Annotated in this window: 17 protein-coding genes and 1 pseudogene; 9 read left to right on the top strand and 9 right to left on the bottom strand. The window is 63.1% G+C overall.

Going from position 1 to position 13227, the window contains the following annotated elements:
- Positions 1-187 precede the first annotated feature (187 nt).
- Positions 188-1084, bottom strand: coding sequence for an AraC family transcriptional regulator (locus Mame_RS11475; protein ID WP_018063788.1), 897 nt, complete (start codon positions 1082-1084; stop codon positions 188-190).
- A 169-nt stretch (positions 1085-1253) separates the two neighbouring features.
- On the opposite strand from Mame_RS11475, the gene Mame_RS11470 reads away from it, so the two are divergent.
- From Mame_RS11470 to Mame_RS11455, 4 genes are all read left to right on the top strand, one after another.
- On the top strand, positions 1254-2012 hold the full coding sequence (locus Mame_RS11470) for an SDR family NAD(P)-dependent oxidoreductase (protein WP_018063789.1): 759 nt from the start codon (positions 1254-1256) through the stop codon (positions 2010-2012).
- A gap of 28 nt (positions 2013-2040) precedes the next feature.
- On the top strand, positions 2041-2715 hold the full coding sequence (locus tag Mame_RS11465; RefSeq protein ID WP_026173297.1) for a glutathione S-transferase family protein: 675 nt from the start codon (positions 2041-2043) through the stop codon (positions 2713-2715).
- Between the two features lie 111 nt (positions 2716-2826).
- On the top strand, positions 2827-3423 hold the full coding sequence (locus Mame_RS11460) for a cysteine hydrolase family protein (RefSeq protein ID WP_018063791.1): 597 nt from the start codon (positions 2827-2829) through the stop codon (positions 3421-3423).
- Positions 3424-3493: 70 nt separating this feature from the next.
- The gene (locus Mame_RS11455; protein WP_018063792.1) at positions 3494-3793 is read left to right on the top strand and encodes a putative quinol monooxygenase; all 300 of its coding nucleotides are present in this window, start codon (positions 3494-3496) and stop codon (positions 3791-3793) included.
- 403 nt (positions 3794-4196) lie between these two features.
- Here the strand turns inward: Mame_RS11455 and Mame_RS11450 are convergent, their stop codons facing one another.
- From Mame_RS11450 to Mame_RS11435, 4 genes are all read right to left on the bottom strand, one after another.
- Positions 4197-5045 (bottom strand): SDR family NAD(P)-dependent oxidoreductase, encoded by an 849-nt coding sequence (locus tag Mame_RS11450; protein WP_018063793.1) that lies wholly within the window; start codon positions 5043-5045, stop codon positions 4197-4199.
- 62 nt (positions 5046-5107) lie between these two features.
- The gene (locus tag Mame_RS11445; RefSeq protein WP_018063794.1) at positions 5108-6025 is read right to left on the bottom strand and encodes an oxidoreductase; all 918 of its coding nucleotides are present in this window, start codon (positions 6023-6025) and stop codon (positions 5108-5110) included.
- A gap of 49 nt (positions 6026-6074) precedes the next feature.
- Positions 6075-6644 carry a TetR/AcrR family transcriptional regulator gene (locus Mame_RS11440; RefSeq protein WP_018063795.1) on the bottom strand — a complete coding sequence of 190 codons (570 nt, stop codon included), beginning with the start codon at positions 6642-6644 and terminating at the stop codon, positions 6075-6077.
- A 280-nt stretch (positions 6645-6924) separates the two neighbouring features.
- Positions 6925-7533 (bottom strand): TetR/AcrR family transcriptional regulator, encoded by a 609-nt coding sequence (locus Mame_RS11435; protein WP_018063796.1) that lies wholly within the window; start codon positions 7531-7533, stop codon positions 6925-6927.
- 79 nt (positions 7534-7612) lie between these two features.
- Here Mame_RS11435 and Mame_RS11430 point away from each other — a divergent pair, with 79 nt between their 5' ends.
- On the top strand, positions 7613-8467 hold the full coding sequence (locus tag Mame_RS11430) for an alpha/beta fold hydrolase (RefSeq protein WP_018063797.1): 855 nt from the start codon (positions 7613-7615) through the stop codon (positions 8465-8467).
- Positions 8464-9333 (top strand): DMT family transporter, encoded by an 870-nt coding sequence (locus Mame_RS11425; protein WP_018063798.1) that lies wholly within the window; start codon positions 8464-8466, stop codon positions 9331-9333. Before Mame_RS11430 ends, Mame_RS11425 begins: the two co-directional genes overlap by 4 nt.
- Before the next feature lie 110 nt (positions 9334-9443).
- Here Mame_RS11425 and Mame_RS11420 read toward each other — a convergent pair whose 3' ends face one another.
- A complete protein-coding gene (locus Mame_RS11420) occupies positions 9444-9668 on the bottom strand; it encodes a twin-arginine translocation signal domain-containing protein (protein ID WP_155122088.1) in 225 nt (74 codons plus the stop codon).
- A gap of 90 nt (positions 9669-9758) precedes the next feature.
- A pseudogene (locus Mame_RS11415) lies at positions 9759-9875 on the bottom strand (ATP-binding protein); the annotation flags it as partial.
- A gap of 225 nt (positions 9876-10100) precedes the next feature.
- On the opposite strand from Mame_RS11415, the gene Mame_RS27520 reads away from it, so the two are divergent.
- The gene (locus Mame_RS27520; protein WP_257789090.1) at positions 10101-10223 is read left to right on the top strand and encodes a hypothetical protein; all 123 of its coding nucleotides are present in this window, start codon (positions 10101-10103) and stop codon (positions 10221-10223) included.
- A 69-nt stretch (positions 10224-10292) separates the two neighbouring features.
- Here Mame_RS27520 and Mame_RS11405 read toward each other — a convergent pair whose 3' ends face one another.
- Entirely contained in the window at positions 10293-10928 is a 636-nt protein-coding gene (locus Mame_RS11405) for a TetR/AcrR family transcriptional regulator (protein ID WP_018063802.1), read from the bottom strand.
- A gap of 96 nt (positions 10929-11024) precedes the next feature.
- On the opposite strand from Mame_RS11405, the gene Mame_RS11400 reads away from it, so the two are divergent.
- A complete protein-coding gene (locus Mame_RS11400) occupies positions 11025-11411 on the top strand; it encodes a DoxX family protein (RefSeq protein WP_018063803.1) in 387 nt (128 codons plus the stop codon).
- Between the two features lie 30 nt (positions 11412-11441).
- Here Mame_RS11400 and Mame_RS11395 read toward each other — a convergent pair whose 3' ends face one another.
- Positions 11442-12029, bottom strand: a complete 588-nt coding sequence (locus Mame_RS11395) for a TetR/AcrR family transcriptional regulator (protein WP_018063804.1) — start codon at positions 12027-12029, stop codon at positions 11442-11444.
- A 95-nt stretch (positions 12030-12124) separates the two neighbouring features.
- On the opposite strand from Mame_RS11395, the gene Mame_RS11390 reads away from it, so the two are divergent.
- Positions 12125-13219 carry an efflux RND transporter periplasmic adaptor subunit gene (locus Mame_RS11390; protein WP_026173298.1) on the top strand — a complete coding sequence of 365 codons (1095 nt, stop codon included), beginning with the start codon at positions 12125-12127 and terminating at the stop codon, positions 13217-13219.
- The last annotated feature ends 8 nt before the right edge of the window (positions 13220-13227 follow it).

The raw sequence follows: 13227 nt of genomic DNA, 5'->3' as shown, positions 1-13227 counted from the left end.
AAGGGCATCGCCGCGATTTCTCCTCGTTCGCGCACGAGAGAGGTGGCGCTCTCTTCAACTGCGCGATTCTTTAAGCAGAGCTCTAGGACGGCTCGACATTCAGGATTCCCAAGACGGTTTTGCTGTGATTCATAAGTTTCCGCATTTTGTCAGCGAAGCGAGCACCCGGGTCGCGGACGGCGCCCGGTCAGCCCATGGCGCCACCGATCGCCTGCCTGACCTGGCGAACGTGGCGTGCCGGCGGGGCTCCGAATTGCCGGAGATATTCGCGGCTGAATTGCGAAGCGCTCTCATAACCGACCGCGAAGGCGACCTCGGATGCATTATGGTCCCCGGCCAGCAACAGTTGGCGCGCTTCCTGAAGCCGAAGCTGTTTCTGATACTGAAGCGGGCTCAGGCCGGTCATCGCCAGAAAGTGGCGATGCAGGCTGGCGCGGCTCATGCCGCTTGCATCGCACAGCGCCTCGATGCTCAGGCGGGCGTTCTGGTTGTCCCGGATCCACCCCACAGCGCGCCGGATACGGCCTAGCGCGCCCTCGGGCTGGGCGATCTGGCGCAACAGGCGCCCCTGCGGCCCCTGAAGGAGACGATAAAGCAATTCCCGTTCCGCCATGGGGGCAAGCACGGGAATGTCGTCCGGGGTATCGAGCAGGGACAAAAGCCGCAGCAGCGTGTCGCGCAGCGGCGCCGTCATCGGGTTGATCGCAATGCCGATGCCACGGGGATCGCCGTCGCGAACCTGCGGCATGGTCGAGGCAATATCGGCCAGCAGAGCGGGGTCCAGAACCAGCGACACCGCAACATAGGGCTGGCCGTCATCGGCATCCAGTATCTGGCCGATGAGCGGCAGATCGAGTGCGCTGATGAGGTAATGCGCGGGATCGTAACTTAAAAGATCCTCGTTGATCGCAACTTGCTTCGACCCCTGCAGAATGAAGCAGATCATCGAGCGATACAGGCACGGGGCCTTGTCCGTGGTCGCCTCGCCCACGCTGATTTCCAGCCGCGGGATCGCCGAGACGGTCAATCCGGGTCGCGCGTGGCGCAGCGCGATGTCGATATGCGGTCTGAGATCGTCTGTCATGGTCAGATCATAGCACGCCCGATCCACGCCGCAAGGCGATTGAGACAATCAGGCAAAAACTTGAGCGGATCGGAGGGGCATTGCGGACAGGCATCACCTATCTTCGGGATAATGGAAGGGTGCCGCGATGGTGCCGCTTCATACAACAACCATCCAATGAGGATACACCATGACCACGAAAACAGCCCTTATCACCGGTGCCAGCCGCGGCCTCGGCCGCAATATGGCGCTGCATCTCGCCCGGCGCGGCGTCAACATTATCGGCACCTACCGAAGCAGCGCCGCAGAAGCCCAGACGCTGGTTGACGAAATCGAGGCCCTGGGCGGAAAGGCGGCGATGATGGCGCTCGACGTCACCGACACGGCAAGCTTTCCCGACTTCACCCGCGCCGTCGCCGACACGCTGGAAAAGACCTTCGGCGTCGAACGGTTCGACTATCTGGTGAACAATGGCGGCGAAGGCGTCTATGCGATGGTGGCCGACGCGAGCGAGGATCAGTTCGACCGGATGGTCGACATGCACCTGCGCGGACCGCTGTTCCTGACCCAGAAACTGCTGCCGCTGATCGCCGATGGCGGGCGCATCCTGAACGTTTCCACCGCCTTTGTTCGCACGACGATGGCGGGCTATGGCCTCTATGCCGCGGCCAAGGCGGCGATGCAGACGCTGACGAAGTTCATGGCCGTCGAGCTCGGCCCACGCCAGATCCGCGTCAACGCGATCGCGCCGGGTGCCATTGCGACCGATTTCGGCGGTGGCGGTGTGCGCGACGATAAGAACATCAACGATTTTGTCGCCGCAACGATCGCGCTCGGCCGCGTCGGCGAGCCCGACGATATCGGTGGCGCAGTCGCCGCCATCCTGTCCGACGATCTCGGTTGGGCCAATGGCACGACGTTCGACATATCGGGCGGCCAGTCGCTCTGATCCGTTCTCCGCACAGAGAGGCACTATCATGACTGCGCAAAACCTGACTCTCGTCAGCCACCCGCTGTGCCCGTTCGTGCAGCGCGCCGCGATCGTCCTGCTCGAGAAGGGTGTGGCGTTCGACCGGGTCAATATCGATCTGTCGGCCAAGCCCGACTGGTTTCTGGCGCTGTCGCCGACCGGCAAGGTGCCGGTACTGAAGGTGCGCCAGCCCGACGGCGGGGATGCGATCCTCTTCGAAAGCGTGGTGATCTGCGAATATCTGAACGAAACGCAGGGTGGCGCGGCAATGTATCCCGACGATGCATTGCTGCGTGCCCGCCACCGCGCCTGGATCGAATTCGCCACCCAGACCTTTGCCGAAGGGTGGCAGTTCCTCCACGCCAAGGACACGGAGACCGCCGACACCAAACGAGCCGCCTTCCGCGATCGGCTGAGCAAGCTCGAGGCGGAACTGGGTGACGGGCCCTATTTCGCAGGGGCCGCGTTTGGTCTGGTCGATGCGGTCTACGCACCGCTGTTCCGCTATTTCGGGATCATCGACCCGGAAGTGGCGGCCCCGATCTTCGCCGGCCTGCCCCGCGTGGCGCCGTGGCGCGCGGCACTTGCCGGGCGCCCCAGCGTCCGGAACGCCGTGACCGACGCCTATCCCGAGCTGTTCCGCGATCACCTGCGCCAGCACGGCGCGATGATCGCCGCTTAGCGCATCGGCTCGAAAAAAACGATGCGCAAATTCAATAAGTTAGAGCGTCCTTGTGCGTCCAGAAGGACGCACGGCGTTCTAGCACCACAAAAAATCTGAAGGAGTTACACTATGACCGATGCATCCAAGAGCGCCTTGATCCTGATCGAATATGTCAACGACTGGCTTTCGCCGACCGGTGGCATCTATCCGTCGTTTCAGGACCTCGAGCAGGTCGACACCGCCATCGCCAATTCGAAGCTCATCCTCGCAGAGGCCCGGAGTCGCGGCATGCACGTGATCCACGCCTCTCTGAAGTTCGAGCCCACTTTCAAGGTCCTGGGCGAGGCAAAATACGGCCTGCGCAAGATGATGCGCGACTATGGCTCGTTCCTGGGCGAGCAAGCCGATTTCTTCCCCGGCTTCGAGCCTGCGGAGGGCGAGCATGTCGTCCGCGAGCGCGCCGGCGGCAGCAGCGTCTTCGTCGGAACCACGCTCGATGGCTATCTGCGCAACAACCGCATTTTCGACATCTATCTCGCCGGCTTCTCGCTACGCCAGTGCGTCGAATCCTCGATGCGCAACGCGCACGACCTCGGCTACAACACCAACGTCATCTACGACGCGTCATCCGGCTATACCCGCAAGCAGCAGGACGATTTCGTGGCCGAGATCGCACCTTTCTATGCCAACGCCTTCACCACGCAGACGTTTCTGTCGCAGGCATGATGATTGAAAACTGGATCCGGCCCCGCGGCGGGGCCGGGCTTCCGTCCAGCTACAGATGCGAGGCGATACAATGATCGGGATGATGGTCGAACTCACGGTGACGCCGGGCAACGCGGCGACATTCGAGCGCCTCTTTGCCGCTCAGGCCGCCGCGGTGCGTGCCAGCGAACCGGGTAATCGCCTGTACGAACTGTTCAGGTCGCGCACCCTTGCCGACAGCTACACGCTGATCGAAATCTACGAGGACGAGGCCGCGCTCGCCGCGCACCGGGCATCGTCGCATATGGCGGCCAACCGGCCGCTGACCGCGCCGTTGCTCGCCGCACCGCCCGTCATGCACATGTTCGACGTCCTGCCGCACGCCCTTTGACCGAGCGCCGGGCGGCGCGCTGCCTGATACCAAGGACCGATGATTAGGATCCATATGATGCGCGCTGGAATGGCCATCCGAGTAGGAAAACACCGCAGAGCGATGCTGGAGCATCGCGCGAGGATTTTGACGCCCTCGGGGGCCATTCCAGCCGCACCCTTTCAGGGCCGGGCGCTTTTGAAAGCCCGCGTCGTTGAAAATCCTCGCCGTAGCTATGCTACGACTGCGGTTTTCGCCTAGCCGGCTTTCAAAATCGCTCCGGTCATATGGGTTCTAATCATCGGTCCTTGGTATGACCGGCTCCATCAGCCGATTTCCGGCCGCAGCGCGACGGCGGCAGCCGGTTCGCCCTTGCCTGCACGAGGCCGGCGCGGCAATGCTCCGGCCTCGTTTTACATCCCGGTCAAAGGTCGATGACTTTCTTCCTGGGCGCGCCCTGGGCCGCATTCGAAACCTCCTCCCAGGCTTCCCACAAGGCAAGACGCTCGGCATAGGCCGCGCGCGCCACTGACAGCCCTTCCGTGCCAAGGAAGATGCGTAGCGGAGGCTCCGCCGAATCCACAACCGTGAACAGCAACGTCGAGGTTGCGGCAGGATCGCCGAAATTCGTGGTCGCACCGCCGGCAAACGCCTGCGCTCTCGTTTCCGCATAGGCATTGAGGCCGGTGGTAAGCTTCAGCGAGGACTGGCTCGAAAAGTCCGTTGCATACGGACCGGGTTCCAGCATCGTGACCTTGATGCCGAACTGCGCGACTTCCTGTGACAGGCTCTCGTGGAGCGCTTCGAACGCCCATTTGGAGGCGTTGTAGAAGCCGGTGATCGCGCCGGCATAGACCCCCGCAACGCTCGAGACGCCGACGATGTGGCCGCTCTTTTGCGCCCGCAGGAACGGCAGGGCCGCCTGGATGACGGAGAGGGCGCCGAAGACGTTGGTGTCGAACTCGGCACGAACCTCGTCGAGGCTCCCTTCCTCGATCGCACCGATGAGCGCATAGCCCGCATTGTTCAGGACCACATCCAGACGGCCAAAATGCGCGTGCGCCCTGGCGACGGCTTCGGCTACCTGGTCGCTGTTTGTGACGTCCAGCGCCAGCGGCAGGACGGCATCGCCAAATGTATCGGCAAGCGGCGCGACGGCGTCCAGCGATCGCGCCGTTGCAACGACCTTGTCACCCCGCTTGAGCGCATCTTCGGCCCAGATGCGGCCGAAACCGCGTGAGGCCCCTGTGATAAACCAGATTTTTTCAGACATATGATCACCATTTTCAGTTGAAGTGTAAGACGAAGCGGCGCGATGGCGCGCCGCCCGTGACATCAGGCGGCCGGGAGACCGGGATCGATCCCCGTCATTGCCACCGAAACCTCCCACAGCCGCCCGGCAAGTGCGGGATCCTGCGCTTGCGGCGCGCGTTTTGCCTTGCCGGCGACACCGCGAATGCCGGCAAACCCGGCGGGACCGTAATAGCCGCCCGGCTCCACTTTTCCGGTCGCGGCCAGAAGCGCCGGCCATGCGCCCTTGTCGGCGCTGTTGAGCACAAGGCCGACGATCGGGCCTGCAAGCCGGGCAATCCCCATGTGACGGCCAAGGCTCGTTGCGGCGATGCCGGGGTGGACGCCGACCACGGTGACGGGCGAATTCGCCGCGCGCAGGCGGCGATCCAGCTCGAAGAAGAACAGCGCGTTCGCCAGCTTGCTGGCGCCGTAGCGATCATTCTTGATGTAGCTCCTGTCGGCATTCAGATCGTCCCAGTCGATCTTGGCCTTCAGATGCGCGACGCTCGAGGTCACGACCGCGCGCGCGCCCGGCGTCTGCTCCAGTTTGGGCAGAAGCAGCGCGGTGAGCGCGAACACGCCGAGATGATTGACGCCGAACTGCGATTCGAACCCCTGCTTCGTGCGCGTCAGCGGCGGAACCATGATCCCGGCATTGTTGACGAGCGCATCGATCCGCTTCTCCTCCATGGCAATCGCGGCTGCGGAGCGAACGCTCTCCAGATCGGCGAGATCGAGCGGCAACCACACGAGATCGGCATCCGCCGTGATCCTCCTGATGCGGGCAATGGCATCCTGCGCCCTGGACTGCTCGCGGCAGCCAAGCAGGACGCGCGCGCCCCTTGCGGCGAGCACCCGCGCGATCTCGAAACCGACGCCGGCATTGGCGCCGGTGACGATGAAGGTCTTGCCGGACTGATCCGGAACATCGGCTTCGGTGAAGCCCTTGCTGCTGGTCATTTTCGGTTCCTTTCCATGAGTGACTACATACTCATTATTTGGTTAAAACTCAGGCGGCAGACCCCTTCCAGAACAGGTCGAACCCGGCCTGACGGATGGTCGCGCTTTCCTCCGGTCTGGCGGTGATCGCATTGATGCTGATATCGGCCAGGTCGAAGAGAATGGTATCGATGTAGAAACCGATCCTGTCGGGCGCGGCATGGCCGGCGAGACATGCCTCCACCATGGTTCGCGCATCCCGCTGCATGGCATGGCAGCGATTGCGGCTTTCCGCCGTCACGCGACCCGACACCTTCAGCTGGCGGAGCGCCTTGCGCGCCGTGGCATGTGCCAGGCCCCAGTCGATCAGACGGTTCCAGACCATGCAGAGCCGCTCCCTGTCGGAAACGTCCGCGGGATAAGGCGCCAGCATCGTCTCCGTAAGATCGGTTTCGATTGCGACGAAGAGCTGGTTGAGCAGATCGTCCTTGGTTGGAAAGTAGGTAAACAGCGTCCCCTCGGAAACGCCCGCCGCCCTTGCGATCTTGGCCGTGGACGCGCCGGTGCCCAGGCTGGCGACCAGCTCGGCCGCGGCGTCAAGCAGTGCCTGTCGCTTTTCTTCACTGAGGGGACGCGCCATATTTTCTGCCGTATAATTGAGTGAGTAGATACTCAACTATATGGGTGGCAACTTCGGACCGGTCAAGGGGTTCGATCAACCAAATGAAGTCCAGCCTGCGCCGCGCGGCCGCTATGTCTGCGCAAGGGGGTCTTTTAACAACGACTTATCGCTTGTGCGCATCGATATTGCGGAGGCATGGCTTCGGCGATGACCTCTTTCTGACGCGATGCGGCCTTCCCCGCGAGAGGGGCGAGACAGGAGAAGGAACGGCAAGGGGGCCGCAGGCTCATACCAGGGATCAGGCGTCAGGCTTCGCCGCTTCGTTTCCGGGCAGGCCGGACAGGGAAATCTCGATGATCTGCTGGAGCGTCGCGCGGTCGGCGCCATCCCGGGCCTGAATCGCCATGCCTTGCATAAGGGTCAGGAGGTAGGTCGCGGTTGCCTGCGCGTTCCGGGGCGCAAGCCAACGTTTCAGTAGCGCGACGAGTTGCGGATGCATGCCTTTGCGGATCGCCGCCACCTCTTGGGCAAGATCCGCATGCGCCTCGCCGCAGGCCAGCAGACCCGTCGAAACCATGCAGCCAGTCTCGCCTTCGGGCGAAGTCACAGCATCGGCGGCCGTCTCCAGCAGATGCCGGATGGTTTCGGCAAGGGTACCCCTCGGCTCGGGATGAAACTGCGTCTCCGGCCGGTCGGTATAGCGCTGCAGCGCCTCGCGGTAGAGATCGGCCTTGGTGCCGAAGGCGGCATAGAGGCTGGGCGGCGCAATCCCCATGGCGCCGGTCAGATCGTTGATCGACACGCCCTCATAGCCATGCCGCCAGAACAGCCGCATCGCCATATCGACGGCCTCGTCGCGGTCGAAGCCTCGACGGCGGCCACGCGTGGGTTGGGATTCTTTTTCCATAGTGATCACTAAACATATCTTGACGCCTCCGCGCAAGCCTGTATTTGTTTAGCGATCACTATAGATTGGATTTATCACTATGCTTGATGCGACCACTCGCGCCACCTTCACCGCCCGGAGTTTCCGTGTCGAAACATCCGACGGGCTGACCCTTTCCGCAGCGCTTCACGGCCCGGAGGAAGGCAAGGAAATCGTCCTCGTCCACGGGCTCGGTCAAAGCCGGCTGAGCTGGATCCGGCAGACCGGCGGCACGCTGGCGGAAACCCACAGGATCCTGAGCTACGATCTTCGCGGACACGGCGATTCCTCTCGCCCCGACGAGACTGGCCGATATTCCGATCCGCAACGCTGGGCCGATGACCTGAAGGCCGTGATCGATGCGGCCGGGTTCCGCCGGCCGGTGATCGTCGGCTGGTCCTTCGGCGGGCTGATCACCGGCTATTTCCTGCGTCACCACGGCGCGGCGCATGTTGCCGGCGTGAACCTCGTGGGGGCGGTGACCCGGCTGGACCCCGCGCTTCTGGGCATCGCCGCTCTGCACCATGCCGGACCGCTCGGGTCGGAGGACCTTGCCGAACGGGTTAAGGCCTATGCGAGTTTTCTGAAGTCCTGCTTTGCCACGCCGCCCGATCCAGCGGATCTGGAACAGATGCTGGTCTATAACGGCATGGTGCCACGGGCGGTCCAGAAAGCCGTCGTCATGCTGGAAAGCGAGGGTCTTGACACGGTCTGGGCGCAACTGCCCGAACTGCTCCTGAGCTGGGGGGACGAGGAACAGCATACTCGCTACGAGATGTCGCGCCGCGTCCTGGATCTGAACCCACGGGCCAGGATGTCCGTCTACGATGGCGCCGGTCATGCCCCGTTTTATGAGCGCCCGGCGCGCTTCAACCGGGAGCTCGCCGAATTCACCGCCGGGCTGGCAGCACGATGAGCGCGAAGGAACTGGGCGCGGCGCTGCTCGTCCCGCTGATCTGGGGAATTCAGTTCGTCACCACCAAGGTCGGGGTGGACAGCTTCCCGCCGCTGTTCTTCGTTGCCCTGCGCTTCGCCGGCGTCGCGGTGCTGTTCCTGCCCTTCGCGCGCGGCGCGAGCCGACGCGAAATTCTGGCCTGCGCGGTGATTTCGGTGTTCTTCGGGGGCCTGTGCTTTGGCCTGACCTTCGCCGGGATCCACCTCGGCACGGCGGGGATCGCCGCGGTCATGGCGCAGCTGATGGCGCCGTTCACCGTGCTGTTCGCCTGGCCGCTGCTGGGCGAGAAACCTACGGGGCAGGTGTTTTTCGGGCTCACGATCGCCTTTCTCGGCGTGGCGCTGGCAATGGCCGATCCCGGCGCCGGCGTTCCGGTTGCCGCAGCCTTGCTGGTGCTCGGAGGCGCTGCCGCGCAGGGCCTGGGCAATGTGCTGGCCAAGCGCCTCGGGCCGATCCCGCCGATGCGCCTCATGGCCTGGCTCTCGATTTTCACCGTGCCCGAAACCCTGCTGGCCTCGTCGCTGCTGGAAACGGGCCAGTGGCAGGCCGTCCGCCAGGCGGATCTGGCGGCGTGGGGCTCGCTCGCCTATGCCACGCTCCTCGGCGCCGGGGTCGGGTTCGCGCTGTGGTTCTGGTTGCTCGGGCGGCTGCCCATGTCGCGGGTCGCGCCCTTCGCGCTCCTGCAGACCGTGGTCGCCATGGCGCTCGGCGTCGTCGCCATGGGAGATCAAGTGACCTTGTCCCTCGTCCTGGGCGCGCTGCTGTGTCTCTCTGGCGTACTCCTGACGCAGATCACACTGAGGAGAAAGGGCAGAGCCGAAGCGTGACGGCAGCGTCATGCCGGGCGCCCATGCATGGTGCCACGCAACAGACGGTCTCGCCGTCATCGGCGCGGCGACAGGACGACCGGTCCACAATATCGACCGGTCGTCCCGCACTATCCATAGGCGTAGACATAGGCGTATTCCCACGCATATGTCGTCACCGGCGGTCCTTGCGGCCTCGGGGGGCCGCCGGCATGGGCCGGGCTGACTCCGGACGCGCCGGACGCGACCGCCGCCGACAGCGCGGCGGCGAGAAAGCCCCTGCGGTTCAGCGGAAGATGCCTGCCGTCCGGGGCTGTCGCGGTTCGATCGAGATCGTTTCGTTTTTCACTCGCCATCATGGTCACTCCTGAAACCGGTTCCGAACGGATTGCGGGACTTCAACATGGATAGAGCGCTGACCTGATCCATTCAGATCGAAACGAGCTCTAAAGCCGGATCGTCACCTCTGTCCCGGCGGGACCGCTTTGCATGACAACCTCACCGCCATGATTTGCGACGATCTGCTTCACCAGACTGAGGCCGAGACCGGCGCCGCTGCTTTTGGCCAAGCGCCGCCGACAGCGCATTCGCCAGTTCTCTCTCGTCCTCGATCAGCAGCAGTCTCATCGTCTCTCCGCGGGTTCCCTGTCAGACCTCTCCATCATCAGGATTGCAACAGGATTGCGGAAACCAAACGGCCGGGCGCAATGCTTCTGCAATCCGGGGCATGGACATGTCCGGTCTCCATCGTGCCGAACAATCCAACTCCGTCAGAACAGGATGATGACATGACCCGCAAGACCATATTCCGCCTGTTGGGCATTCTGCTTTCCTCCGCATTCCTGCTTGCCGCGCTCCTGGGCGGATTGAGCTTTACAATGGTTCTGATTGCCAGCTGGTTTGCCACATGATCCGGCGCGGCGCGCCGGACGGGCCAGGAACAGGAGAGCGATTGCCTGTGCAACCTCATGGACTGCATTTCAGCAAGCCGGCCCTGCCTCGAGCATACCCAGCACGACATCCGCTGCCCGTTCCGCCCTGCGGCGCTGATCCGCGTCCGGGCGCTCCCCTTGTCCGAGCAGCAGGCGCAGCACCTCGCCCCCCAGCAGGCAATCGATATAGAGGCGGGCGGCTTCCGCGATGTCTTCATCATCGGCGTCGCACTTGGCTGAAATGATGATCGCCGCCAGGCTCTCGAAATGTCCCGGAATGCCCTCATAGGCGAGTTGCAGGAGATGGGGAAAGACCGAACTCTCCGCGATCACCAGCCGCATTAATGCGATATTGTCCGGCCGGAAGAACTTGGCCTGCATGTGAATGCCACTGGTGACCAGCAATTCGCGAAACGGCAAAGCGATCAGCGATTCAAAATACCGGCGTTCCACGTCGTCTGTTGCGCGACATGCATCGCTGATCGTGGCGGCGAACAGGTCGTCCTTGCTTTCGGCGTGACGGTAGAGGGTCATGAGCGAAATGTCGGCCGCAGCCGCGATCGCGTCCATGCTCGTTCCCCCGTAACCCGTCTGGACGAAACAGGCTCTGGCGGCATCGAGGATGTCCCTCTGCCGCCTGGCCATCGCCTTTCCCTTCGGGTGTCCATCGGGCCAGACCTTCATGCACTTGACTCCATATGATAGTTATGACCCTCATATACAGACGATAGTCAATGCTATCATATACGGCCATGCCCACGCAAATCCTGGAGACCTTTCATGCGGATCTGGAACATCAGCCTGTGGGCGGGACGCGCAGTCCTTGCCCTGTTTTTCGCCTATGCCGGCGTCCTCAAGCTGAGCCGGACACCGCAAGCCCTTTCCGCCCTGGGCTGGCACTGGACCATGGACGTTCCGCCATCGCTCATCGCCTTCATCGGCGCCATGGAGTTGCTGGGTGCCGTCGGCATCATTCTTCCGGCCGCATCGCGGATCCTGCCATGGCTTACAAACCTTGCCGCGGCGGGCATGACGGTCCTGCAACTGGCAGCCCTCGCCTTCCATCTTGTGCGCGGCGAAACGGATGTGCTCTGGCTCAATGTCGTTGTGATCCTGGTCGCGGGCGCCGTTGCCTGGTTCGGCTTCAAGCGCGATGCAAGGGGCTGATCGGCAAAGCCCGGTCAGGCCGTATCGCCTTCAATTATCGTCATCACGCGCGGCAATACGCCTGACCTCTTCCGTGGCGGCATCCAGAAATCCTTCCGACAGATGCTCGTCCGCGATAAGCCGCGACAGCGTTACGGCCCCCACCATCATCGAGAGGATTGCCATGGCCTTGCTGCTCGGATCCTTGGCCGCGACGCCTCCCATCATTTCATCCAGAACCTCGCAATGGGCCCGAATTCCGTCCTCGAACGGTTTTCGAACCTCTGCGCTCTGACGCGCGGCATCTGCTCCAAGAGCAACGATCGGACAACCTTCAGCCTTCTCTCCCCTGTGGTCCCTGGAGAGATAGAATGCGGCAACGGCGCCCAGCGGATCGTCACTGTCCGCGGCGGCATCCGACCACCGTCGCGTGGCCTCCTCAAGCGCACGCCTGGAGGCCAGGGCGGCTAGGTCGTCCTTGGACTGGAATTGCTTGTAGAAACCGCCCTGCGTGAGGCCGGCCCCCTTCATCAGATCCTTGAGCCCGATCCCGTCGAAACCACGCTCCCGAAACAGACGGCTTGCGACGGTGATGACCCTGTCCCGGTTTTCTTCTGCCTGTGCACGGCTCACCCGCATCTGGATCTTCCTTTTAGATTTAGATTGACATCTAAGTCACATTAGATTTAGATTGCAATCTAATTTACGCCATCATGCGCAATAAGGCCAGACCTGTGAGACGAAAAATCATTATCTCGATATCCGCCGCTCTCGTTCTTTCGGGACTGGGAGCGGCCGTATTCCTGCTGCCGTCGGCGAGCAGGAACGCCGAGGCTGCGGACCCGCGCAGCCTGCCGCCCCTTGTCGACATCGCCAGGGCCAAGCCCCCTGCCGCATTCGATCGGAGCTTCACGGGAACGGTCGCGGCGCGCGTGGAAAGCGACCTCGGCTTTCGCGTTCCCGGCAAGATCGTCGAACGATATGTCGGTCTTGGCGACCAGGTCAAAGCCGGGCAACCGCTGATGCGGATCGACGAAACGGATCTGAAGCTGGCGCTTGCCGCCAGACGCAACGCCGTGATTGCGGCCCAGGCGACGTTTGTCCAGGCCGAGGCCGATGAGAAGCGCTTTGCGTCTCTTCTCAAGTCTCAGGCGGTTTCTTCCCAGCAGTACGAGCGGGCAAAGGCGGCGCTCGATACCGCCAGCGCCCAGCTTGCCGCCGCCAGGGCAGACGCGAATGTCGCCGAAAACGCAGTCGAGTATGCGGTACTGGTCGCCGATGCGGACGGCACGGTCGTCGAAACGCTGGGCGAACCGGGGCAGGTCGTCTCTGCGGGACAGACGGTTGTCAGACTTGCCCAGTCGGGTCCGCGAGAGGCGCTGGTCTGGTTGCCGGAAAATCTGCGGCCGAAAATCGGGACTGTCGCCAAGGCCAGTATCTATGGCCGCGACGGCGCGGAGAACGCGAGCCTGCGCCAGATATCGGATGCGGCCGATCCCCAGACCCGGACCTATGAAACCCGCTGGGTGCTGCAGGGCTCGGCTGCATCGGCCCCGCTCGGTGCGACCGTGACCATCAGCCTCGAAAACAGCCAGGCATCGGCGCTCACGGATGTCCCTGTCGGCGCCGTTGTCGATGATGGAACCCGCACGGGCGTCTTTGTGCTGGATGAGCGGACATCCACCGTTCATTTCCGCGACGTCACGCTTCAGCGGATCGGCAACGAGACGGCAACCGTCACCAATCTCGCCCCCGGAGCGCGCGTTGTCGCCCTCGGCGTCTATCTCCTCAGCGACGGTGCCAGCGTGCGCACCGCCACAAAAAACTGACAGGTGCT

It is taken from the genome of Martelella mediterranea DSM 17316, assembly GCF_002043005.1.
Classification (GTDB): domain Bacteria; phylum Pseudomonadota; class Alphaproteobacteria; order Rhizobiales; family Rhizobiaceae; genus Martelella; species Martelella mediterranea.
This window is presented reverse-complemented; position numbering and strand designations above follow the sequence as displayed.

Bases quoted from the DNA above. Each gene is read 5' to 3' on its own strand.
- Mame_RS11450 (WP_018063793.1), bottom strand. From the start codon at position 5,045: ATGTCTGAAAAAATCTGGTTTATCACAGGGGCCTCACGCGGTTTCGGC.
- Mame_RS11440 (WP_018063795.1), bottom strand. From the start codon at position 6,644: ATGGCGCGTCCCCTCAGTGAAGAAAAGCGACAGGCACTGCTTGACGCC.
- Mame_RS11395 (WP_018063804.1), bottom strand. From the start codon at position 12,029: ATGCGGGTGAGCCGTGCACAGGCAGAAGAAAACCGGGACAGGGTCATC.
- Mame_RS11475 (WP_018063788.1), bottom strand. From the start codon at position 1,084: ATGACAGACGATCTCAGACCGCATATCGACATCGCGCTGCGCCACGCG.
- Mame_RS11435 (WP_018063796.1), bottom strand. From the start codon at position 7,533: ATGGAAAAAGAATCCCAACCCACGCGTGGCCGCCGTCGAGGCTTCGAC.
- Mame_RS11405 (WP_018063802.1), bottom strand. From the start codon at position 10,928: ATGAAGGTCTGGCCCGATGGACACCCGAAGGGAAAGGCGATGGCCAGG.
- Mame_RS27520 (WP_257789090.1), top strand. From the start codon at position 10,101: ATGACCCGCAAGACCATATTCCGCCTGTTGGGCATTCTGCTTTCCTCC.
- Mame_RS11470 (WP_018063789.1), top strand. From the start codon at position 1,254: ATGACCACGAAAACAGCCCTTATCACCGGTGCCAGCCGCGGCCTCGGC.
- Mame_RS11445 (WP_018063794.1), bottom strand. From the start codon at position 6,025: ATGACCAGCAGCAAGGGCTTCACCGAAGCCGATGTTCCGGATCAGTCC.
- Mame_RS11400 (WP_018063803.1), top strand. From the start codon at position 11,025: ATGCGGATCTGGAACATCAGCCTGTGGGCGGGACGCGCAGTCCTTGCC.
- Mame_RS11430 (WP_018063797.1), top strand. From the start codon at position 7,613: ATGCTTGATGCGACCACTCGCGCCACCTTCACCGCCCGGAGTTTCCGT.
- Mame_RS11420 (WP_155122088.1), bottom strand. From the start codon at position 9,668: ATGGCGAGTGAAAAACGAAACGATCTCGATCGAACCGCGACAGCCCCG.
- Mame_RS11460 (WP_018063791.1), top strand. From the start codon at position 2,827: ATGACCGATGCATCCAAGAGCGCCTTGATCCTGATCGAATATGTCAAC.
- Mame_RS11425 (WP_018063798.1), top strand. From the start codon at position 8,464: ATGAGCGCGAAGGAACTGGGCGCGGCGCTGCTCGTCCCGCTGATCTGG.
- Mame_RS11465 (WP_026173297.1), top strand. From the start codon at position 2,041: ATGACTGCGCAAAACCTGACTCTCGTCAGCCACCCGCTGTGCCCGTTC.
- Mame_RS11455 (WP_018063792.1), top strand. From the start codon at position 3,494: ATGATCGGGATGATGGTCGAACTCACGGTGACGCCGGGCAACGCGGCG.